Annotated in this window: 19 protein-coding genes; 1 reads left to right on the forward strand and 18 read right to left on the reverse strand. The window is 70.9% G+C overall.

Features of this window, described 5'->3' with window-relative positions:
- Window positions 1-228: 228 nt before the first annotated feature.
- From pyrF to pyrR, 8 genes are all read right to left on the reverse strand, one after another.
- Window positions 229-1,074, reverse strand: a complete 846-nt coding sequence (gene pyrF, locus IF28_RS0119010; RefSeq protein ID WP_030221587.1) for an orotidine-5'-phosphate decarboxylase — start codon at window positions 1,072-1,074, stop codon at window positions 229-231.
- Window positions 1,071-2,177, reverse strand: a complete 1,107-nt coding sequence (locus IF28_RS0119015) for a quinone-dependent dihydroorotate dehydrogenase (RefSeq protein WP_030221590.1) — start codon at window positions 2,175-2,177, stop codon at window positions 1,071-1,073. Before IF28_RS0119015 ends, pyrF begins: the two co-directional genes overlap by 4 nt.
- A gap of 54 nt (window positions 2,178-2,231) precedes the next feature.
- Window positions 2,232-5,540, reverse strand: coding sequence for a carbamoyl-phosphate synthase large subunit (carB, locus tag IF28_RS0119020; protein ID WP_030221592.1), 3,309 nt, complete (start codon window positions 5,538-5,540; stop codon window positions 2,232-2,234).
- A complete protein-coding gene (gene carA, locus IF28_RS0119025) occupies window positions 5,533-6,675 on the reverse strand; it encodes a glutamine-hydrolyzing carbamoyl-phosphate synthase small subunit (protein ID WP_030221595.1) in 1,143 nt (380 codons plus the stop codon). The genes carB and carA overlap by 8 nt, the downstream gene beginning before the upstream one ends.
- Window positions 6,672-7,232: a hypothetical protein gene (locus IF28_RS0119030; RefSeq protein ID WP_030221597.1), complete on the reverse strand. Its 561-nt coding sequence runs from the start codon at window positions 7,230-7,232 to the stop codon at window positions 6,672-6,674. Before IF28_RS0119030 ends, carA begins: the two co-directional genes overlap by 4 nt.
- The gene (locus IF28_RS0119035; protein WP_030221599.1) at window positions 7,229-8,515 is read right to left on the reverse strand and encodes a dihydroorotase; all 1,287 of its coding nucleotides are present in this window, start codon (window positions 8,513-8,515) and stop codon (window positions 7,229-7,231) included. Before IF28_RS0119035 ends, IF28_RS0119030 begins: the two co-directional genes overlap by 4 nt.
- 5 nt (window positions 8,516-8,520) lie before the next feature.
- Window positions 8,521-9,504 carry an aspartate carbamoyltransferase catalytic subunit gene (locus tag IF28_RS0119040; RefSeq protein WP_030221602.1) on the reverse strand — a complete coding sequence of 328 codons (984 nt, stop codon included), beginning with the start codon at window positions 9,502-9,504 and terminating at the stop codon, window positions 8,521-8,523.
- A 115-nt stretch (window positions 9,505-9,619) separates the two neighbouring features.
- Window positions 9,620-10,195 carry a bifunctional pyr operon transcriptional regulator/uracil phosphoribosyltransferase PyrR gene (gene pyrR / locus IF28_RS0119045; RefSeq protein WP_030221605.1) on the reverse strand — a complete coding sequence of 192 codons (576 nt, stop codon included), beginning with the start codon at window positions 10,193-10,195 and terminating at the stop codon, window positions 9,620-9,622.
- A 264-nt stretch (window positions 10,196-10,459) separates the two neighbouring features.
- Here pyrR and bldD point away from each other — a divergent pair, with 264 nt between their 5' ends.
- Window positions 10,460-10,963 (forward strand): transcriptional regulator BldD, encoded by a 504-nt coding sequence (gene bldD, locus IF28_RS0119050; RefSeq protein ID WP_030221608.1) that lies wholly within the window; start codon window positions 10,460-10,462, stop codon window positions 10,961-10,963.
- A 243-nt stretch (window positions 10,964-11,206) separates the two neighbouring features.
- Here bldD and nusB read toward each other — a convergent pair whose 3' ends face one another.
- The 10 genes from nusB to mltG all read right to left on the reverse strand — a co-directional run bounded on the left by nusB (window position 11,207) and on the right by mltG (window position 20,561).
- Window positions 11,207-11,638 carry a transcription antitermination factor NusB gene (gene nusB / locus IF28_RS0119055; protein WP_030221610.1) on the reverse strand — a complete coding sequence of 144 codons (432 nt, stop codon included), beginning with the start codon at window positions 11,636-11,638 and terminating at the stop codon, window positions 11,207-11,209.
- Between the two features lie 2 nt (window positions 11,639-11,640).
- Window positions 11,641-12,207 carry an elongation factor P gene (gene efp / locus IF28_RS0119060; RefSeq protein WP_030221612.1) on the reverse strand — a complete coding sequence of 189 codons (567 nt, stop codon included), beginning with the start codon at window positions 12,205-12,207 and terminating at the stop codon, window positions 11,641-11,643.
- Between the two features lie 70 nt (window positions 12,208-12,277).
- Window positions 12,278-13,423, reverse strand: coding sequence for an aminopeptidase P family protein (locus IF28_RS0119065; RefSeq protein ID WP_030221615.1), 1,146 nt, complete (start codon window positions 13,421-13,423; stop codon window positions 12,278-12,280).
- 175 nt (window positions 13,424-13,598) lie between these two features.
- Window positions 13,599-14,471: a Pro-rich N-terminal domain-containing protein gene (locus tag IF28_RS36435; RefSeq protein WP_030221618.1), complete on the reverse strand. Its 873-nt coding sequence runs from the start codon at window positions 14,469-14,471 to the stop codon at window positions 13,599-13,601.
- Between the two features lie 127 nt (window positions 14,472-14,598).
- Entirely contained in the window at window positions 14,599-15,693 is a 1,095-nt protein-coding gene (gene aroB, locus IF28_RS0119075) for a 3-dehydroquinate synthase (protein WP_030221622.1), read from the reverse strand.
- Window positions 15,690-16,208 carry a shikimate kinase gene (locus IF28_RS0119080; RefSeq protein WP_030221626.1) on the reverse strand — a complete coding sequence of 173 codons (519 nt, stop codon included), beginning with the start codon at window positions 16,206-16,208 and terminating at the stop codon, window positions 15,690-15,692. Before IF28_RS0119080 ends, aroB begins: the two co-directional genes overlap by 4 nt.
- Window positions 16,205-17,389, reverse strand: a complete 1,185-nt coding sequence (gene aroC / locus IF28_RS0119085) for a chorismate synthase (RefSeq protein WP_030221629.1) — start codon at window positions 17,387-17,389, stop codon at window positions 16,205-16,207. The genes IF28_RS0119080 and aroC overlap by 4 nt, the downstream gene beginning before the upstream one ends.
- Window positions 17,390-17,573: 184 nt before the next feature.
- Window positions 17,574-17,960 carry a hypothetical protein gene (locus tag IF28_RS0119090; protein WP_030221633.1) on the reverse strand — a complete coding sequence of 129 codons (387 nt, stop codon included), beginning with the start codon at window positions 17,958-17,960 and terminating at the stop codon, window positions 17,574-17,576.
- Between the two features lie 50 nt (window positions 17,961-18,010).
- The gene (locus IF28_RS0119095; protein ID WP_030221636.1) at window positions 18,011-18,847 is read right to left on the reverse strand and encodes a shikimate dehydrogenase; all 837 of its coding nucleotides are present in this window, start codon (window positions 18,845-18,847) and stop codon (window positions 18,011-18,013) included.
- Window positions 18,837-20,561, reverse strand: a complete 1,725-nt coding sequence (mltG, locus tag IF28_RS0119100) for an endolytic transglycosylase MltG (protein ID WP_037893564.1) — start codon at window positions 20,559-20,561, stop codon at window positions 18,837-18,839. The genes IF28_RS0119095 and mltG overlap by 11 nt, the downstream gene beginning before the upstream one ends.
- Window positions 20,562-20,688: the final 127 nt, after the last annotated feature.

A 20,688-nucleotide genomic window follows, 5' to 3' on the forward strand; every position in this document is an offset into this window, starting at 1 on the left:
CGGATACGGACCGGTGAGGAACGTGGTCGCCCCACACCTGGGGAGTCACGAGCCACAAGCTCGCCCGTTCACTCTCCGTCGGAGACTAGCGGCCAAGTCCGCCGGAGTCAGCGAGAACTGCGGAAAAGTCCTGGTCAGCCTCCGTCAGGCCGGGCATTCAGGACATACTCCCCCGGATTTGAGGGTGTATCCAGAGTCCGGCGACCACGGATTCCTTCGCCGGCGGACTCAGCCGGCCGTCACGGCGGTCCTGATCCCGTCCGCGAACCGCTCGGCGGCGTCACGCAGAGCGACCGCGTCGGGACCGTGGCGCAACACTCCCCGGCTGACGCTCGGCACCACGTTGCGCACCGCGCCGCCGAAGACCGCCGGGAGATCGGCCGCCGTGGCGCCCTGGGCACCGATTCCGGGCGCGAGGATCGGCCCGCCCATGTCCAGTTCGTACGAGGACAGGTCGCCGAGGGTCGCGCCGACCACCGCGCCGAAGGACCCCAGCGGCTCCTCCCCCGCGTTCTCGGCGGCCAGATGCCCGAGCATGGTCGCCCCGACGCTGCGCCCGTCGGCGCGGACGGCGTGCTGCACCTCGCCGCCCTCCGGGTTGGACGTCAGTGCCAGCACGAACAGTCCGGTGCCGGTCTCCCGGGCCAGCGCCACGGCCGGGCTCAGCGAGCCGTAGCCGAGGTACGGCGAGACGGTGAGCGCGTCGGAGAGCAGGGGCGCGTCCTTGTGCAGGAACGACTCGGCGTAGGCGGCCATGGTGGAGCCGATGTCACCGCGCTTGGCGTCCATGAGGACCAGCGCGCCGGCCGCCCGCGCCTCCTGGACCGTCCGCTCCAGTACGGCGACTCCGCGCGAGCCGAAACGTTCGAAGAAGGCACTCTGCGGCTTGAGCACGGCGACCCGGTCGGCGACCGCCTCGACGACCGTGCGGCTGAACCGCTCCAGACCGCTCACGTCGTCGTTCAGGCCCCACTCGGCGAGCAGGGAGGCGTGCGGGTCGATGCCCACGCACAGCGGGCCGCGCTCGTCCATCGCACGGCGCAGCCGCGCGCCGAAGGGTTCCAGTCCGGTCATACCGTCGTCCTCACGTCGGCGCCCACCGCGTCGGCGAGCGAGGCGTACGGGCTGGTGCGCAGCCGCGCGGCCAGTCCCTTGTGCAGGGCACGGCCCCAGAAGGGCCCCTCGTAGATGAAGGCGCTGTACCCCTGGACCAGCGTGGCGCCGGCCAGGATGCGCTGCCAGGCGTCCTCGGCGTTCTCGACGCCGCCCACGCCGACCAGGGTGATGCGGTCGCCCACGCGCGCGTAGAGGCGGCGCAGCACCTCGAGGGAGCGTGCCTTCAGGGGGGCGCCGGACAGGCCGCCGGTCTCCGCGACGACGGCCGGGGCGGACGTCAGTCCGAGGCCCTCGCGCGCGATGGTGGTGTTGGTGGCGATGATGCCGTCCAGGCCGAGCTCCACGGCGAGGTCGGCGACCGCGTCGATGTCCTCGTCGGCGAGGTCGGGGGCGATCTTCACCAGCAGCGGCACCCGGCGGGCGGGGACCGTGCGGTCGGCTGCCTCGCGGACGGCGGTGAGCAGCGGACGCAGGTGGTCCACGGCCTGGAGGCTGCGCAGTCCGGGCGTGTTCGGGGAGGAGACGTTGACGACCAGGTAGTCGGCGTACGGCGCGAGCCGCTCGGCGGACTTCACGTAGTCGGCGACGGCCTCGTCCTCGGGTACGGCCTTGGTCTTGCCGATGTTGACGCCGACCACCGTCCTGAACACGGGCGTACGGGACGCCAGGCGCGCGGCGACGGCGAGGGAGCCCTCGTTGTTGAAGCCCATGCGGTTGATCAGGGCCCGGTCGGCGACGAGGCGGAACAGCCGCTTCTTCGGGTTGCCGGGCTGCGGTTCCCCGGTCACCGTGCCGATCTCGACGTGGTCGAAGCCGAGCATGGCCATGCCGTCGATACCGACCGCGTTCTTGTCGAAGCCGGCGGCGAGGCCGAAGGGGCTGTGCAGGCGCAGTCCGAGCGCCTCCGTACGCAGTTCCCGGTGGCGGGGGGCGAGCACGGCGGCGACGAAGGTGCGCAGCACGGGGACGCGCGCGACGCGGCGGATCCAGCGGAAGGCCAGGTGGTGGGCCTGTTCCGGGTCCATCCGCCCGAAGAGCAGGGTGAAGAGAATCTTGTACATGGTGTCCTCATGAAGAGGGGGACACCGTTTCCGGTGTCCCCCTGGGGGCTGCTGCTAGTCGCGGGCCGCGGTCAGGTGTTCCGCGTGTTCCTGCAGTGAGCGGACGCCCACGTCGCCGCGGTTCAGCGCGTCGATGCCCTGGACGGCGGCGGCGAGCGCCTGGACCGTCGTCAGGCACGGCACCGACCGGGCCACCGCCGCCGTACGGATGTCGTAGCCGTCGAGGCGGCCGCCGGTGCCGTACGGGGTGTTGACGATGAGGTCGACCTCGCCGTCGTGGATGAGCTGGACGATGGTCTTCTCGCCGTTCGGGCCGGTGCCCTCGGACTGCTTGCGGACCACGGTGGCGTTGATGCCGTTGCGCTTGAGGACCTCGGCGGTGCCGGAGGTGGCGAGCAGCTCGAAGCCGTGGGCGACCAGCTCCCGCGCGGGGAAGATCATCGAGCGCTTGTCCCGGTTGGCGACCGAGATGAAGGCGCGGCCCTTGGTCGGCAGCGGACCGTACGCGCCGGCCTGCGACTTGGCGTACGCCGTGCCGAAGACGGAGTCGATGCCCATGACCTCGCCGGTGGAACGCATCTCCGGGCCGAGCACGGTGTCGACGCCGCGGCCGTGGATGTCCCGGAAGCGGGACCACGGCATCACGGCCTCCTTGACGGAGATCGGCGCGTCCAGCGGGAGTTCGCCGCCGTCGCCGTTCGCCGGGAGCAGGCCCTCGGCGCGCAGCTCGGCGACGGTCGCGCCCAGCGAGATCCGCGCGGCGGCCTTCGCCAGCGGCACCGCGGTCGCCTTCGAGGTGAAGGGGACGGTGCGCGAGGCGCGCGGGTTGGCCTCCAGGACGTAGAGGATGTCCCCGGAGAGCGCGAACTGGATGTTGATCAGACCGCGCACCCCGACACCGCGCGCGATGGCCTCCGTGGAGGCGCGCAGCCGCTTGATGTCGAACCCGCCGAGCGTGATCGGGGGCAGGGCGCACGCCGAGTCGCCGGAGTGGATGCCGGCCTCCTCGATGTGCTCCATGACGCCGCCGAGGTAGAGCTCCTCGCCGTCGTAGAGGGCGTCCACGTCGATCTCTATGGCGTCGTCGAGGAAGCGGTCGACGAGGACCGGCCGGGAGGGGCTGATCTCGGTCGACTCGGCGATGTAGGACCCCAGGCGGGTCTCGTCGTAGACGATCTCCATGCCGCGGCCGCCGAGCACGTAGGACGGGCGGACGAGGACCGGGTAGCCGATCTCGTCGGCGATGGCCTTGGCCTCGGCGAAGGTGGTGGCGGTGCCGTGCTTGGGGGCGGGCAGTCCGGCCTCGGCGAGGACGCGGCCGAAGGCGCCGCGGTCCTCGGCGGCGTGGATGGCCTCCGGGGAGGTGCCGACGATCGGCACGCCGTTGTCCTTGAGCGCCTGCGACAGACCGAGCGGGGTCTGGCCGCCGAGCTGCACGACGACGCCGGCGACCGGTCCGGCCTGCTGCTCGGCGTGGACGATCTCCAGGACGTCCTCCAGGGTGAGCGGCTCGAAGTAGAGCCGGTCGGAGGTGTCGTAGTCGGTGGAGACGGTTTCCGGGTTGCAGTTGACCATCACGGTCTCGTACCCGGCGTCGCTCAGCGCGAAGGAGGCGTGGACGCAGGAGTAGTCGAACTCGATGCCCTGGCCGATGCGGTTCGGACCGGAGCCCAGGATGATCACCGCGGGCTTCTCGCGCGGCGCGACCTCGGTCTCCTCGTCGTAGGAGGAGTAGAAGTACGGCGTCCGGGCGGCGAACTCGGCGGCGCAGGTGTCGACCGTCTTGTAGACCGGGCGGATGCCGAGCGCGTGCCGCACCTCGCGGACGACGTCCTCGCGCAGGCCGCGGATCTCGGCGATCTGCTGGTCGGAGAAGCCGTGCCGCTTGGCCTCGGCGAGCAGGTCGGTGGTCAGCTCGGGGGCCGCGGCCAGCTCGTCGGCGATCTCCTTGACGAGGAAGAGCTGGTCGACGAACCAGGGGTCGATCTTCGTGTGCTCGAAGACCTCCTCGGGGGTGGCGCCCGCGCGGATGGCGCCCATGACCGCGTTGATCCGGCCGTCGGTCGGGCGGATCGCCTCGCGCAGCAGCTCCTCCTTGTCGCCGGGCTCGCCGACGAAGGTGAACTGGCTGCCCTTCTTCTCCAGCGAGCGCAGCGCCTTCTGGAACGCCTCGGTGAAGTTGCGGCCGATGGCCATGGCCTCGCCGACCGACTTCATGGTGGTGGTGAGGGTCGAGTCGGCGCTCGGGAACTTCTCGAAGGCGAAGCGGGGGGCCTTGACGACCACGTAGTCGAGCGTCGGCTCGAAGGAGGCCGGGGTCTCCTGGGTGATGTCGTTGGGGATCTCGTCGAGGGTGTAGCCCACGGCGAGCTTCGCGGCGATCTTGGCGATGGGGAAACCGGTCGCCTTGGAGGCCAGCGCGGACGAACGCGACACACGCGGGTTCATCTCGATGACGATGACCCGGCCGTCCTCGGGGTCCACCGCGAACTGGATGTTGCAGCCGCCGGTGTCGACGCCGACCTCGCGGATGATCGCGATGCCGACGTCGCGCAGCACCTGGTACTCGCGGTCGGTGAGCGTCATCGCGGGCGCGACGGTGATCGAGTCGCCGGTGTGCACGCCCATGGGGTCGAAGTTCTCGATGGAGCAGACGACCACGACGTTGTCGTTCTTGTCGCGCATCAGCTCCAGCTCGTACTCCTTCCAGCCGAGGATGGACTCCTCCAGGAGCACCTCGGTGGTCGGCGAGAGGGTGAGGCCCTGGCCCGCGATGCGGCGCAGCTCGTCCTCGTCGTGCGCGAAGCCGGAGCCGGCGCCGCCCATGGTGAAGGACGGGCGGACGACGACCGGGTAGCCGCCGAGCGCCTCGACGCCCTTGAGGACGTCGTCCATGGAGTGGCAGATGTGGGAGCGGGCGGACTCGCCGTGGCCGGTCTTCCTGCGGACCTCCTCGACGACCTCCTTGAACAGGTCGCGGTCCTCGCCCTTGTTGATCGCCTCGACGTTGGCGCCGATCAGCTCGACGCCGTACTTCTCCAGTACGCCGTTGCCGTGCAGCGAGATGGCGGTGTTGAGGGCCGTCTGGCCGCCCAGCGTGGGCAGGAGCGCGTCGGGGCGCTCCTTGGCGATGATCTTCTCGACGAACTCGGGGGTGATCGGCTCGACGTAGGTGGCGTCGGCGATCTCCGGGTCGGTCATGATCGTCGCCGGGTTGGAGTTCACCAGGACGACCCGCAGGCCCTCGGCCTTGAGGACGCGGCACGCCTGGGTGCCGGAGTAGTCGAACTCGGCGGCCTGGCCGATGACGATCGGGCCGGAGCCGATGACCAGGACGGACTGGATATCGGTGCGCTTAGGCACGCTGGCCCTCCATGAGGTTCACGAAGCGGTCGAACAGGTAGGCGGCGTCGTGCGGGCCCGCTGCCGCTTCGGGGTGGTACTGGACGCTGAAGGCCGGCTTGTCGAGGAGCTGGAGGCCCTCCACCACGTTGTCGTTGAGACACACGTGGGAGACCTCGGCGCGGCCGAACGGGGTGTCGGAGACCTTGTCGAGCGGGGCGTCCACGGCGAAGCCGTGGTTGTGCGCGGTGACCTCGACCTTGCCGGTCGTGCGGTCCTGCACCGGCTGGTTGATGCCGCGGTGGCCGTACTTCAGCTTGTAGGTGCCGAAGCCGAGGGCGCGGCCCAGGATCTGGTTGCCGAAGCAGATGCCGAACAGCGGGGTGCCGCGCTCCAGGACGCCCCGCATGACGGAGACGGGGTGGTCGGCGGTGGACGGGTCGCCGGGGCCGTTGGAGAAGAACACGCCGTCCGGGTTCACGGCGTAGACGTCGTCGACGGTGGCGGTGGCGGGCAGGACATGCACCTCGATGCCGCGCTCGGCCATGCGGTGCGGGGTCATGCCCTTGATGCCGAGGTCGATCGCGGCGACGGTGAACGTCTTCTCGCCGATCGCGGGGACGACGTACGGCTCGGTGGTGGCGACCTCGGCGGACAGGTCGGCGCCCTCCATCCTGGGCGCCTCCTGGACACGGGCCAGCAGGGCCGCGTCGTCGCGCACGGCGTCGCCGCTGAAGATGCCGACGCGCATGGCGCCGCGCTCCCGCAGATGGCGGGTGAGCGCGCGGGTGTCGATGCCGCTGATGCCGACGACGTCCTGGGCGGCCAGTTCGGCGTCCAGCGTGCGGCGGGAGCGCCAGTTGGAGGGCACCCGCGCGGGGTCGCGCACGACGTAGCCGGAGACCCAGATCTTCCTGGACTCCATGTCCTCGTCGTTGACGCCGGTGTTCCCCACGTGCGGGGCGGTCATCACCACGACCTGGCGGTGGTAGGACGGGTCGGTGAGGGTCTCCTGGTAGCCGGTCATGCCGGTGGAGAACACCGCTTCGCCGAAGGTCTCCCCCACCGCCCCGTAGGCACGGCCGCGGAAGATCCGGCCGTCCTCCAGGACGAGTACGGCGGGAACCTTGGCGGCTCCCCTGGTGGAGGTTGTCATCGTGCGCCTTCCGTCTTGTTGATCATGTGGTTGAGGGCTTCCACCCACGCGTTGTGCTCGGCCGCGTGGCCGGAGCGGAAGCCGGAGTCGATCAGCCTGTCGCCGTGTGCCCACGTCACGACCAGCAGTCCGCCCTCGGTGAGGACCTTGCCGGCGATGCCCTTGTCGAGGCGGGCCTCGCGCAGGGCGTCCACCGGGACGAAGAAGTCGTCCGCACCCTGGCGTACGACGTCCAGTCCCGCGTCCGTCAGCGTGAGCTCGGCCCTGCTGCGGGTGCCCAGGCCGTGCGCCACGATGCGGTCGAGCCACTGTCCGGCGGTGGTGGAGCCGTGGTAGCGGCCGCTCATCGTCAGTTTCACCTCGCCGGGGTCGTCCGGCGCGCTGTGCAGCTCGGGCAGGTCGCCCTGGAGCGTGCCCCGCCACTTCCAGCCCTCGCGCATCAGCCAGTAGACGAGCGCGACGAAGAGGGCGAGTCCGACGACCCAGCCGATCCGGGCGGCCCAGTCGGTCACTTCCGCCGATTCCTTATCGGCGGCCAGCAGGAGTACAGGTGTCACGTGAGCTTCCCGTCGACGAGCGTGGCCTTGCCCCGGAGCCAGGTGTGGGTGACACGGCCCGGCAGCTCACGGCCCTCGTACGGGGTGTTGCGGCTGCGCGAGGCGAAGCCCGCGGGGTCCACAGGGCCACGGTATGCCGTGTCGACGAGGGTGAGGTTGGCGGGCTCGCCTGCCGAGACGGGACGGCCGTGACCCGCGGCCCGGCCGATGCGCGCCGGCGTGAAGGACATGCGGTCGGCGACGCCGGCCCAGTCCAGCAGGCCCGTCTCCACCATCGTGTCCTGCACCACCGACAGGGCGGTCTCCAGACCGACCATGCCCATGGCGGCGGCGGCCCACTCGCAGTCCTTGTCCTCGTGCGGGTGCGGGGCGTGGTCGGTGGCGACGATGTCGATCGTGCCGTCGGCGAGCGCCTCGCGCAGTGCCGTCACGTCGCGCTCCGTGCGCAGCGGCGGGTTGACCTTGTAGACCGGGTCGTACGACCGGACCAGTTCGTCGGTGAGGAGGAGGTGGTGCGGGGTGACCTCGGCGGTGACGTCGATGCCCCGGGACTTGGCCCACCGGACGATCTCGACGGACCCGGCGGTCGACAGGTGGCAGATGTGCACGCGGGAGCCGACGTGCTCGGCGAGCAGCACGTCCCGCGCGATGATCGACTCCTCGGCGACGGCCGGCCAGCCGCCCAGGCCCAGCTCGGCGGAGACGACGCCCTCGTTCATCTGGGCGCCCTCGGTGAGCCGGGGCTCCTGGGCGTGCTGGGCGACGACGCCGCCGAAGGCCTTCACGTACTCCAGGGCGCGGCGCATGATCACGGCGTCGTGGACGCACTTGCCGTCGTCGGAGAAGACGGTGACGCCTGCCGCGGACTCGTGCATGGCGCCCAGTTCGGCGAGCTTGGCCCCCTCCAGGCCGACGGTGACGGCGCCGATCGGCTGCACGTCGCAGTAGCCGGACTCCTGGCCGAGCCGCCAGACCTGCTCGACGACGCCGGCGGTGTCGGCGACCGGGAAGGTGTTGGCCATGGCGAAGACGCTGGTGTAGCCGCCGCTCGCCGCCGCGCGGGTGCCCGTCAGGACGGTCTCGGAGTCCTCGCGGCCGGGCTCGCGCAGATGGGTGTGCAGGTCGACCAGGCCCGGCAGGAGCACCTTGCCGCCGGCCTCGACGACCTCGGCGCCGTCGGCGGGCAGTCCGGCGCCGACCCGAGTGATCGTTTCGCCGTCGATCAGCACGTCCTGCGGCTCGCCGCCGAGCACCTTCGCACCGCGGATAAGGATCTTGCTCATGGTTCTTACTTCTCCTCGGTGGTGGTGCGGGCGTGGGTGAGGGCGGGTTCGTTGCCGCCCAGCAGCAGGTAGAGGACGGCCATGCGGATGGAGACGCCGTTGGCGACCTGCTCGATCACCGTGCAGCGGTCGGAGTCGGCGACCTCGGCGGTGATCTCCATGCCGCGGACCATCGGGCCGGGGTGCATGACGATGGCGTGCCCGGGCATCCGCGCCATGCGGTCGCCGTCGAGGCCGTAGCGGCGCGAGTACTCCCGCTCGGTGGGGAAGAACGCGGCGTTCATCCGCTCGCGCTGGACGCGCAGCATCATCACCGCGTCGGACTTGGTCAGCGTCGAGTCGAGGTCGTACGACACCTCGCAGGGCCAGGTGTCGATGCCGACCGGCAGCAGGGTCGGCGGGGCGACCAGGGTGACCTCGGCGCCGAGGGTGTGCAGCAGGTCGACGTTGGAGCGGGCGACCCTGCTGTGCAGGACGTCGCCGACGATCGTGATGCGGCGGCCCGACAGGTCCTGCCCGAGTCCGGCGTCCCGGCCGACCAGCCGGCGCCGCATGGTGAAGGCGTCGAGGAGGGCCTGGGTGGGGTGCTGGTGGGTGCCGTCGCCCGCGTTGATGACGTGCGCGTCGATCCAGCCGGAGGTGGCCAGCCGGTACGGGGCCCCGGAGGCGCCGTGCCGGATGACCACGGCGTCGACGCCCATGGCCTCCAGGGTCTGCGCCGTGTCCTTCAGGGACTCGCCCTTGGAGACGCTGGAGCCCTTGGCGGTGAAGTTGATGACGTCCGCCGACAGCCGCTTCTCGGCGGCCTCGAAGGAGATCCGGGTGCGGGTGGAGTCCTCGAAGAAGAGGTTGACGACGGTCCGGCCGCGCAGGGTCGGGAGTTTCTTGATCGGCCGGTCGGCGACCCGGGCCATCTCCTCGGCGGTGTCGAGGATCAGGACGGCGTCGTCGCGGGTGAGGTCGGCGGCCGAGATGAGATGACGCTGCATCTGTCAGGCTCCGTAAGGCGGTTCGATATGACGAAATCGGCGGCGAAATCGGGCAGACGGGTACGCGCGTGGGCGTGCCGAGCCGGCGCACGCCCGGGGCGTGCGCACCGAAGTGCTACTGGGAGGTCTGCTTGGCGCCGAGCAGCACGGTGTCGCGACCGTCCTCCTCGGCGAGCAGGACCTTGACCGTCTCCCGCAGCGACGTGGGGAGGTTCTTGCCGACGTAGTCGGCGCGGATGGGCAGTTCGCGGTGGCCGCGGTCGACGAGGACGGCGAGCTGCACCGCGCGCGGGCGCCCGATGTCGTTCAGCGCGTCGAGGGCTGCGCGGATGGTGCGGCCGGAGAAGAGCACGTCGTCGACGAGGACGACCAGGCGGCCGTCGATGCCGTCGCCGGGGATCTCGGTACGGGCGAGCGCACGCGGCGGGTGCATGCGCAGGTCGTCGCGGTACATCGTGATGTCCAGCGAGCCGACCGGGACCTTGCGCTCGGTGATCTGCTCGAGCTTGGCGGCGAGCCGCTGGGCGAGGAAGACGCCTCGGGTCGGGATGCCGAGGAGCACCACGTCGTCGGCGCCCTTGGCGCGTTCGACGATCTCGTGGGCGATGCGGGTCATGACCCGTGCGATGTCCGGGGCCTCGAGAACGGGGCGGGCATCGGGCTGCGGATTCTGCGTGTCCTGCGTGTCCATATGAAACGGACCTCCTTCTCCGCCTCACGGGACGGACCTTAAAGGACGTCGGATTGCGTGACCCACGCTATCAGGTGGGATTCCGCCCGTAGCGACACCCCCGATCACTCCGATGGAGTAGCCGATCTTCGCTACCACGGAAGAGTCGGTGTGGACCATTCGGCTTGACGAGCGAGAGTAACGCTGCGTAACCTCACAGTGAGTTACCAGCCGCGCGGCATGGAAACCAGCCAGAGTCGCGTCGACACAGTGCCGGGGAGCTATATGTCCAGCGAATACGCCAAACAGCTCGGGGCCAAGCTCCGGGCGATCCGCACCCAGCAGGGCCTTTCCCTCCACGGTGTCGAGGAGAAGTCCCAGGGCCGCTGGAAGGCGGTCGTGGTCGGTTCGTACGAGCGCGGCGACCGCGCCGTGACCGTGCAGCGCCTCGCGGAGCTGGCGGACTTCTACGGCGTCCCGGTGCAGGAGCTGCTGCCGGGCACGACCCCGGGCGGGGCCGCCGAGCCGCCGCCGAAGCTGGTCCTGGACCTGGAGCGGCTGGCCACGGTGCCGGCCGAGAAGGCGGGCCCGCTGCAGCGGTACGCGGCGACGATCCAGTCGCAGCGCGGCGACTACAACGGCAAGGTGCTCTCGATCCGCCAGGACGACCTGCGCACCCTCGCCGTCATCTACGACCAGTCGCCCTCGGTCCTCACCGAGCAGCTGATCAACTGGGGCGTCCTGGACGCGGACGCGCGCCGCGCGGTGGCCTCGCACGAGGACGCGTAGCCGGTCCACGGGACCGCAGAAACGTGCCGCCGGGGTGGCCGGAACCATATGGGTTCCGGCCACCCCGGCGGTTTTTCGTGGGCGCGCCGATTCTTCGCGGGCACGTACGCGCGCCGTGAGGGCAGCACCGCAGGGGCGCCCGCAACCACGCGACCAGCGCGCGACCAGCCACGGGCCGGCCCGCAGTCGCCTCTCAGGCGCACCCCCGCGGTGGTGGGCGCGCTCACGACGCGCGGCGTACGCTTACGCCTCGCGTCGAAGCGACGGCTTCAGCTCCTTGAGCCGGCCCAGCAGCCCGTTCACGAAGGAGGGCGACTCATCGGTCGAGAATTCCTTCGCCAACTGCACCATCTCGTCGAGGACCACCGCGTCCGGGGTCTCATCGACCCAGATCAGCTCGTACGCGCCGAGCCGCAGAATGCTGCGGTCGACGACCGGCATACGGTCGATCGTCCAGCCCACCGAGTACTGGGCGATCAGCTCGTCGATGCGCCGCGCGTGCTCCGCGTAGCCCTCGACGAGCTGCATCGTGTACTCGCTCACCGGCGGCTGCCGGGTGTCGGACCGGGCGTGCCGGACCCAGTCGGCGAGGACGGTCAGAACCTCGGCGCCGCGCTGATCGCCCTCGAAAATGATCTGGAAGGCACGCTTGCGGGCCGTATTGCGGGCAGCCACGGTTAGCTGTTCACCCGGCCGAGGTAGTCGCTGGTGCGGGTGTCGACCTTGATCTTCTCACCGGTGGTGATGAAGAGGGGGACCTGGATCTGGTGACCGGTCTCCAGGATGGCGGGCTTGGTGCCGCCGGTGGAGCGGTCGCCCTGGACGCCCGGCTCGGTCTCCTGGATGACCAGCTCGACGGCGGCCGGGAGCTCGACGAAGAGCACCTCGCCCTCGTGCTGCGCGACGGTGGCCTCGAAGCCCTCGATGAGGAAGTTGGCGGCGTCGGCGACCGTCTTGCGGTCGATGTGCAGCTGGTCGTAGGTCTGCATGTCCATGAAGACGAAGTATTCGCCGTCCATGTACGAGAACTGCATGTCGCGCTTGTCGACGGTGGCCGTTTCGACCTTGACGCCGGCGTTGAAGGTCTTGTCGACGGTCTTGCCGGACAGCACGTTCTTCAGCTTGGTGCGCACGAAGGCCGGGCCTTTGCCGGGCTTGACGTGCTGGAACTCGACGACGGACCAGAGCTGGCCGCCTTCGAGCTTGAGCACCATGCCGTTCTTGAGGTCGTTCGTGGAAGCCACGGTTGCGGAATCTCCTGGACTGGACTGACGTGGACGACGGCCGGGGCCTGCGCCCGTGCCCGACGCGGGGCTAGAGCGCGAGCAGCTCCTTGGTCGTGATGGTGAGTAGCTCGGGTCCGCCGTCCGCCTCGGGGCGTACGACGAGCGTGTCATCGATCCGGACTCCGCCCCGGCCCGGGAGGTGGACCCCCGGTTCGACGGTGACCGGCACGCAAGCGTCCAGTTTACCCATGGCCGCGGGGGTCAATTGAGGGTCCTCGTCGATTTCCAGTCCTACACCGTGGCCGGTGAGTTCGGGGAGGGCCTCGGCGTACCCCGCGGAGTCCAGCACCTGGCGGGCCGCGCGGTCCACGTCACGGCAGGCGGCGCCGGGGACGAGGGACTCGCGTCCGGCGCGCTGGGCGGAGAAGACGAGGTCGTACAGCTCGATCTGCCAGTCCGCGGGAGCCGTGCCGATGACGAACGTGCGGCCGATCTCGCAGCGGTAGCCGCGGTAGGTGGCGCCGAGGCAGACCGAGAGGAAGTCGCCCTCCTCGACGCGGCGGTCGGTGGGGCGGTGGCCGGGACGGCCGGCATGCGGGCCGGTGGCGACGGAGGTGGGGAAGGCGGGCCCGTCGGCGCCGTGGTCGACGAGGCGGCGCTCCAGTTCGAGGGCGAGATGGCGTTCGGTGCGGCCTACGAGGATGGACTCCAGGAGTTCGCCCAGTGCCTGGTCGGCGATCTCGGCGCCGATGCGGAGGCAGGAGATCTCTTCCTCGTCCTTGACGACGCGAAGCTGTTCGACGGCGCAGCCGATGCCGGTGAGGCGGAGGCGGGGGGCTGTGTCGCGGATGGCGTGGTGGCGGGTGACGGTGAGGTGGTGTTCCTCGAGGGCGAGGGAGTCGGCGCCCTGGGTGACGGCGAGGCCGGCGGCTGCGACTGCGGCGTCGCTGCCGCTGCCGCCGGTGCGGCTGCGGCCGCCGCCTCCGCTGCCGAGGCCGGGGACGATGTGGACGCGGAGTGCTTCGTCGGGGCGGCTCTGGGGGGAGCGGTCGTCGGGTGGGCCGACGCAGACGAGGAGGTCCTCGGTCCTGCCGAGCAGGAGCACGGCGCCTTCGGGGGCGGCGCCGGCGAGGTAGCGCACGTTGGCGGGGCGGGACACCAGCGCCGCCGCGCTGCCACCCGCGTTGCAGCATTCCCGTAGCCGCGTCCGGCGTCCCGCGTAGACCTCTGACATTCTTCGAGCGTAGGAGCGGTGGCCGGATGTCGCCGGTCGAGCGGGGCCGAGTGGGGGGGCGGACGCGGCTGCGTCGTGGGGTCGGGGGTTGTGGGGAGTCGTGGCGTTGGGGCCCGTGCGAGCGAGGGGAAGTCGCGCTCGGTCCGGTGTCAGGGGCGCTGTACGGGGCCCGTGTTCACCATGGGGGCGGGCTGGCTATCGAGCGGGCCAGGACGTCGTCCAGGATGCGGGCCGTTTCCGGTATGTCCAGCTGGGAGTTGTCGATGATGGGCAGCCCCGAGCCGTACCAGCCGGCCATCCGGCCATGGATGCGGGCCACCTCCTCGTCGGTGAGCCGGCGGTTGCCGTAACGTTCCGCGTTGCGTTCCAGGACGATGTCCAGACCGGGGAGGAGAACCACCGGCAGCAGACCCGGGCCCACGTGCCGCTTCCAGCCGCCGAGGCCGACGACCGGCCGGTCGGGGAAGACCGCGTCGTCGAGAATGCAGGAGATCCCGTTGGCGAGGAAGTTGCGCGCCGCGAAGCCGCAGGTGCGGCGGGCGAGACGATACTGCGCCTCCGAATGGTCGTTCCACCCGGACTGCGGATCGGCGAACCCCGAGCGCACCCATTCGCGTACGTCGTCGAGGCTGATGTGCGCCGTCGGCACCCGGCGGTGGTCCGCCCAGTACTTGGCCACGCTCGTCTTGCCCGCGCCGGCGGGACCTATCAGCAGCACCGCGAGAATCGTCCCGGCCGGGTCGGGCGCCGCGGGCGCCTGGGGCGGGCTCGGCATGGCGACCGGGCCGCCGGGCGGCAGCGGTACATGACCGGTGGTGTCCGGCGGCGGAGGCATCGAGGCGTGCTGCGGACCGGCGTGGGCCGGGCCGGGTCCTGGCGGCGGCGGTGCCGGATAGCCCGGTGCCGGAGGCGGCATGGGCAGCGGGGCGGAGCCCTGGTGCGCTCCCGGGTGCTGACCCGGGTGGTGTGCGGCCGGTGACCAGCCGGCGGCCGGTCCGTGCCCCGGCTGATGGGGCGGCGGCAGCGGAGACCCCACTGCGTGCTGCATCCGGTGCCACTCCGTCTCGTACAGGCGATGGGGCGCTGACAGCGGGCTTCTCCCGCGTGCTACCGAACGGTACCGCCCCCTGCCGTCGTTGTGTGAACGGCCGGGGGCGGTGATGAGTGCCCGGGGGCTACTCCCCCACCTCGCCGTACGCGGCGAGCAGGACGGCCGGGTCCGGCCCCTCCAGCACCGTGGGCTTGGCGAGGCCGTCGAGGACGATGAAGCGCAGCAGGTCGCCGCGGGACTTCTTGTCGACCTTCATGTTCTCCAGCAGCTTGGGCCACTGGTCGTGGCGGTAGTGCAGCGGGAGGCCGACCGATTCGAGGACCGTACGGTGGCGGTCCGCCGTGGCGTCGTCCAAGCGGCCCGCGAGGCGGCCGAGTTCGGCGGCGAAGTGCATGCCGACGGCGACGGCCGCGCCGTGGCGCCACTTGTAGCGCTCGTTCTTCTCGATGGCGTGGCCGAGGGTGTGGCCGTAGTTCAGGATCTCCCGCAGGCCCGATTCCTTGAGGTCGGACGAGACGACCTCGGCCTTGACCCGGATCGAACGCTCGATCAGCTCCGCCGTGTGCGGGCCGGACGGGGTGCGGGCGGCCTGGGGGTCGGACTCGATGAGGTCCAGGATCACCGGGTCGGCGATGAAGCCGGCCTTGATGACCTCCGCGAGCCCGGAGACGTAGTCGTTGACCGCGAGCGAGTCCAGCGCGGCGAGGTCGCACAGGACGCCGGCGGGCGGGTGGAAAGCTCCGACCAGGTTCTTGCCCTCGGCGGTGTTGATGCCCGTCTTGCCGCCCACGGCCGCGTCGACCATGGCCAGGACGGTGGTCGGGATCGCGATCCAGCGCACCCCGCGCAGCCAGGTCGCGGCCACGAAGCCGGCCAGGTCCGTCGTGGCCCCGCCGCCCACGCCGACGATGACATCGGTGCGGGTGAAGCCGGACTGGCCGAGCGCCTTCCAGCAGTAGGCGGCGACCTCGGCGGTCTTGGCCTCCTCCGCGTTGGGCACCTGGATGGCGATCGCCTCGTAGCCCTGCCCGGCGAGATCCTCGCGGAGTGCCTCGCCGGTCTCGGCGAGGGCTTCCGGGTGCACGATCGCGACGCGTTTGGCCTTCGCTCCGATCAGTCCACCGAGCTCGCCGAGGAGCTGACGGCCCACCAGGACCTCGTACGGGTCGGTGCCCGCCGTGCCGCCGATCTGGATCCGCGTCACTGCTTCGCTGCTCATGCGTCCTTCAACTCCAGTGCGTCCAGGGCCGCTTCGGTGACTTCCTCGGGCGTACGGCCGTCGGTGGGCACGACGGCCGTGGCGGCCTCCTCGTACAGATGCCGGCGGGCCTCCATCAGCTCGCGCCACTGCTTGCGCGGGTTGACCGCGAGGAGCGGACGGGCGGCGTTGAGGCCGGTGCGCTTGACCGCCTCCTCGACGTCCATCGAGAGGTAGACGACCCGCTGCCCGGCGAGCAGCGCACGTGTCTCCGGGTCGAGGATCGCGCCGCCGCCGAGCGCCAGGACGCCCTCGTGCCCGGCGAGGGCCGTACGCACCGCGCGCTTCTCGATCACGCGGAACGCGGGTTCGCCCTCGTCGACGAAGATGTCGGCGATGGTCCTGCCCTCGGCGGTGACGATGTCGTCGTCGGTGTCGCGGTAGGCCACGTTCAGCCGCTCGGCGAGCAGCCGCCCGACGGTGGACTTGCCCACGCCCATCGGGCCGATCAGCACGATGACCGGTGCACCCGTCATCGGATGGCCAGGTTCTCGAGGTACGACGTGACATTGCGGCGGGTCTCGGTGACGCTGTCGCCGCCGAACTTCTCCGCGACCGCGTCCGCGAGAACCAGCGCCACCATGGCCTCGGCGACGATCCCTGCCGCCGGCACGGCGCACACGTCGGAGCGCTGGTGGTGGGCGGCGGCCTCCTCGCCGGTGACGACGTCCACGGTCTTCAGCGCGCGCGGCACGGTCGCGATCGGCTTCATCGCCGCGCGCACGCGCAGCAGCTCACCGGTGGTCAGTCCGCCCTCGGTGCCGCCGGAGCGGCCCGACGCGCGCCTGATGCCGTCGTCGGTGACGACGATCTCGTCGTGCGCCTTCGAGCCGGGGACACGGGCGAGGTCGAAGCCGTCGCCGACCTCCACGCCCTTGATGGCCTGGATGCCCATCAGGGCGGCGGCCAGCCGGGCGTCCAGGCGACGGTCCCAGTGGACGTGGGAGCCGAGGCCCACGGGCACGCCGTAGGCCAGGACCTCGACCACGCCGCCGAGGGTGTCGCCGTCCTTGTGGGCCTGGTCGATCTCCGCGACCATCGCCTTCGAGGCGTCCGCGTCCAGACAGCGCACCGGGTCGGCGTCGAGACGCTCCACGTCGGCGGGGGTCGGGTACACGCCGTACGGCGCCTTCGCGGCGGCCAGCTCGACGACATGACTGACGATCTCGACGCCGGCCGTCTCCTTCAGGTACGACCGTGCCACCGCGCCCAGTGCCACGCGGGCGGCGGTCTCGCGGGCGGAGGCCCGCTCGAGGACCGGCCGGGCCTCGTCGAAGCCGTACTTCTGCATGCCGGCCAGGTCGGCGTGGCCGGGGCGGGGGCGGGTCAGCGGGGCGTTGCGCGCCAGGCCGGCCAGCACGTCGGGGTCGACCGGGTCGGCCGCCATGACCTGCTCCCACTTCGGCCATTCGGTGTTGCCCACCATGACCGCGACCGGGGAGCCCATGGTCAGACCGTGCCGGACGCCGCCGAGGAAGGTGACCTCGTCGCGCTCGAACTTCATCCGGGCACCGCGTCCATAGCCCAGCCGCCGCCTCGCGAGGTGGTCCGCCACCATGTCGGTGGTGATCGGTACGCCGGCGGGAAGACCCTCCAGCGTCGCCACGAGTGCGGGACCGTGCGACTCCCCCGCGGTCAGCCAGCGCAACCTGCTCAACGGTGCTCCTCAAATGCTCGCGCCCCGGTACTGCCCTGCGTACACGTCTCCTCGTGTACGACTGCGGCGTGACGGGGTGCGCGGCCCCGGTCCGCCGTCTTCGATCCTCCCACGTCCCTGCCGGGTGTCCGGCCGCCGGTCCATCAGGCGGACGGGCGGGATCCCGGGCCGGGCGGGCAGGAGATCAGGCCGTTCCGCCCTCGCTTCGGCGCTGCCGCGGGGCGTAGGCGCCGAGGAAATCGGCTCCGCTGCCCTGCGGCCGCGCCTGCTGGGGCGCGTGCTGTCCCAGGTAGTCGGCACCGCTCGGCTGCTGGGCGGTCTGCTGCGGGGCGTAGGCGCCCAGATGGTCGGCGCCGCTCCCCTGGCCGTACTGGGCCGCCGCGTGGACCGGCTGTCCGCGCCGGACCGCACGGCGGTGCGCGATCCTGCGCTTGAGCTTGACGACCCAGGACGCGACGACGGCGAGCACGATCAGCGCCAGCACCGTGATCTGCACCCAGTCGGGCAGGAAGCCCAGCACCGACTCGAAGATCTGGGACTTCACCGACGCCAGTGGTATGCCTGCGGACATGGAACGCGTTCCCTCCCGTGTTCCGCCCCCTGCGGAACCGACGGTGGATCTTATCGGGCCGCGAGCGCCAGCTCTCCCGCTTTTCGCATCGCGTCCAGGGGCGCCGGTGAACGTCCCGTCATCTGCTCCACCTGGAGCACCGCCTGGTGCACCAGGAGGTCCAGCCCGCTGACCACGGCACCCCCGTACGCCGACCAGCGGGCGGCGAGCACGGTCGGCCACGGGTCGTAGAGCACGTCGAAGAGGGCCCCCGGGTGTTCCGGGACGGCCCTGGCGAGGGTGTCCGTGACGCCGGCCGGGGTGGTGCTGACGACCAGCGGGGCGTGCAGGGCCTGCTCCGCGTCGTCCCAGGCGGCGATGCGCACCGCCACGTCGAGCCGCTCCGCCCACTCGCGCATCTCCGTCGCACGGGTCTCGCTGCGGACGTGGACGGTGACCTCGCCGGAGCAGATGCGGGCCAGGGCCGCGAGGGCGGAGGAGGCGGTGGCGCCGGCGCCGATGATGGCAGCCGTCTCCACCTTGTCGATGCCGTGCTCGCGCAGGGCGGCGACCATCCCGGGGATGTCGGTGTTGTCGCCGGTCCGGCGGCCGTCCGGCGTGAGGACGACCGTGTTGACCGCCTCGACCGAGGTGGCGGTCTCGCTGACCGAGTCCAGCAGCGGGATCACCGCCCGCTTCAGCGGCATGGTCAGCGACAGCCCCGCCCACTCGGTCCCGAGCGTGTCGAAGAAGCCGGGCAGGGATGTCTCGTCGACCTCGAAACGGTCGTACGTCCAGCCGTCCAGGCCCAGTTCGGCATAGGCGGTGCGGTGCAGCACCGGGGAGAGGGAGTGGGCGATCGGGGAGCCGAGTACGGCGGCCCGCCGCACCCCGGTCCTAGCTGGCATTGAACTTGTCCTTCAGCTTCAGGAACTCGTCGTGCGTCTTGGCGAACTCCGTCTTGTTCACGCCGTCGGTCGCCACGAAGTAGATCCAGCCGTCGCTCGTGGGGTTCAGCGCCGCCTGCAGGGCCTCTTCACCGGGGTTGCCGATGGGGCCGGGGGGCAGGCCCTTGTTGGTGTAGGTGTTGTACGGGTCCTTGTTGCTGTTGATCTCGGACTCGCTGATGTCGATGTTGCTCTCGCCCCTCAGATAGTTGAAGGTCGAGTCGAACTGCAGCAGCTGGTACGTCTCCGTGTTGTCGGGCTTGAGCCGGTTGTAGACGACCTCGGACATCTTGCGGAAGTCGTCGTGGGTCTTGCCCTCCGCCTGGACCAGGCTCGCTACCGTCACCAGCTCCCACGGACCCTCGAGGCCGAGCTTCTTCGACTGCCCCTCGAAGTCCAGTTCCTCGTACTTCTCGGTGGCACGGGCCACCATCTGTTTCAGCACGTCCTCGGGTTTCTGCCCCTTGGCGACGGCGTAGCTCGACGGGTAGAGGAAGCCCTCCAGCGGGTCCTTGAGCTTGTCGTGGTTCATGGCCCAGTCGGGCAGGCCGAGGCTCTTCCACTTGGTCTCGGCGACCTTGGCCGTGGTGCCGTCGTCCACCTTGAGGCGCTTGTCGATCAGCTCGTAGACGGCCGCGTTGCGCTTACCCTCGGCGATGATCAGATTGTCGCGGCTCTTCGGGCTGAGCATCAGCTCGACCGCGCTCGACGCCGACATCTCCTTCTGCAGCGTGTAGACGCCGTCCTGGATGGCCTTGCCGCCCGGGTTGGCCGCCTGGGCCGCGACGAAGGCGTCGACGCTCTTGACGACGCCCGCCTTCTTCAGCTCCTGGCCGATGGCGTATCCGCCGGATCCCTTGGGGATCGTGACGGTCACCTGCTCGCCGTTGCCGGCCCCCGCGAAGTCCGGGGCGCTGCCGAAACGATCCTGGTAGAACTGGTAGCCGAAGTAGGTGACACCCGCGAGGCCGCCGCCGAGGACCACGACCACGACGAGGCAGGCCATGCCACTGCGCCGCTTCTTCTCCTTGCCGCCGCGGCCCTGTCGTTCGCCGCGCCCGCGCCGCTCGGCCGGCTCGTCGTCGCGCTCGTCATCGTCGTCGCCACCGCCCGCGAAGAAGGCGTGTTCGCCCTGGTCGGGGCCCGGATCCCAGTCCGTCCGCGGCTCGGATTCCGGTTCGGGCCCGGGCTCGGGTTCGGCGCGGCGGCGGCCGGGCGGCTCCGGCGGCGGGTAGGCCTCGGGGGTGCTGTAGTAGTCGGGCTGTTCGCCCCCGTACGTCCCCGGCTGCTGCTGCCCGTACGCATCAGCAGGGCCGGCCGCGTAGGGGTCCTGGGGGTAGGAGCCCGTGGGCCAGCCGTTCTGGTCGTACTGCGGCTGTTGCTGCTGAGCGGCGTACTGCTGCTGGTCGTACTGATGCTGGTGCTGTTGCTGCTGGTCGTACTGGGGCTGGTCGTACTGCGGGTACTGCTGACCGCCGTACCCGTGCTGGTCACCGGTGCCCCAGTCGCCGTACTGCTGCTGCGTCTGCGGCTGCTGCGGGTAGTCCTGTGGCTGGCCGCCGTAGGGGGACTGCTGACCCTGCTGGGTCTGCTGTCCGCCCCATCCGCCGTCCCCGTACAACGGGTCGTCCGGATGCCACGGTTCGGAGCCCTGGCCCCGGCCATACTCAGTCATCGATCCCCTAGAGCCGCGAGGCGGCGGATACGCGGCCACCTGAAGACCGCGACTCCCGTCCCGCCTCTCTCTGTGCGGCGGCTGTTCGAACACCGTCCGCATCGCGCGGAACGTTACCGTATCGCGA

It is taken from the genome of Streptomyces sp. NRRL WC-3626 (assembly GCF_000718785.1).
GTDB classification, from domain to species: domain Bacteria; phylum Actinomycetota; class Actinomycetes; order Streptomycetales; family Streptomycetaceae; genus Streptomyces; species Streptomyces edwardsiae.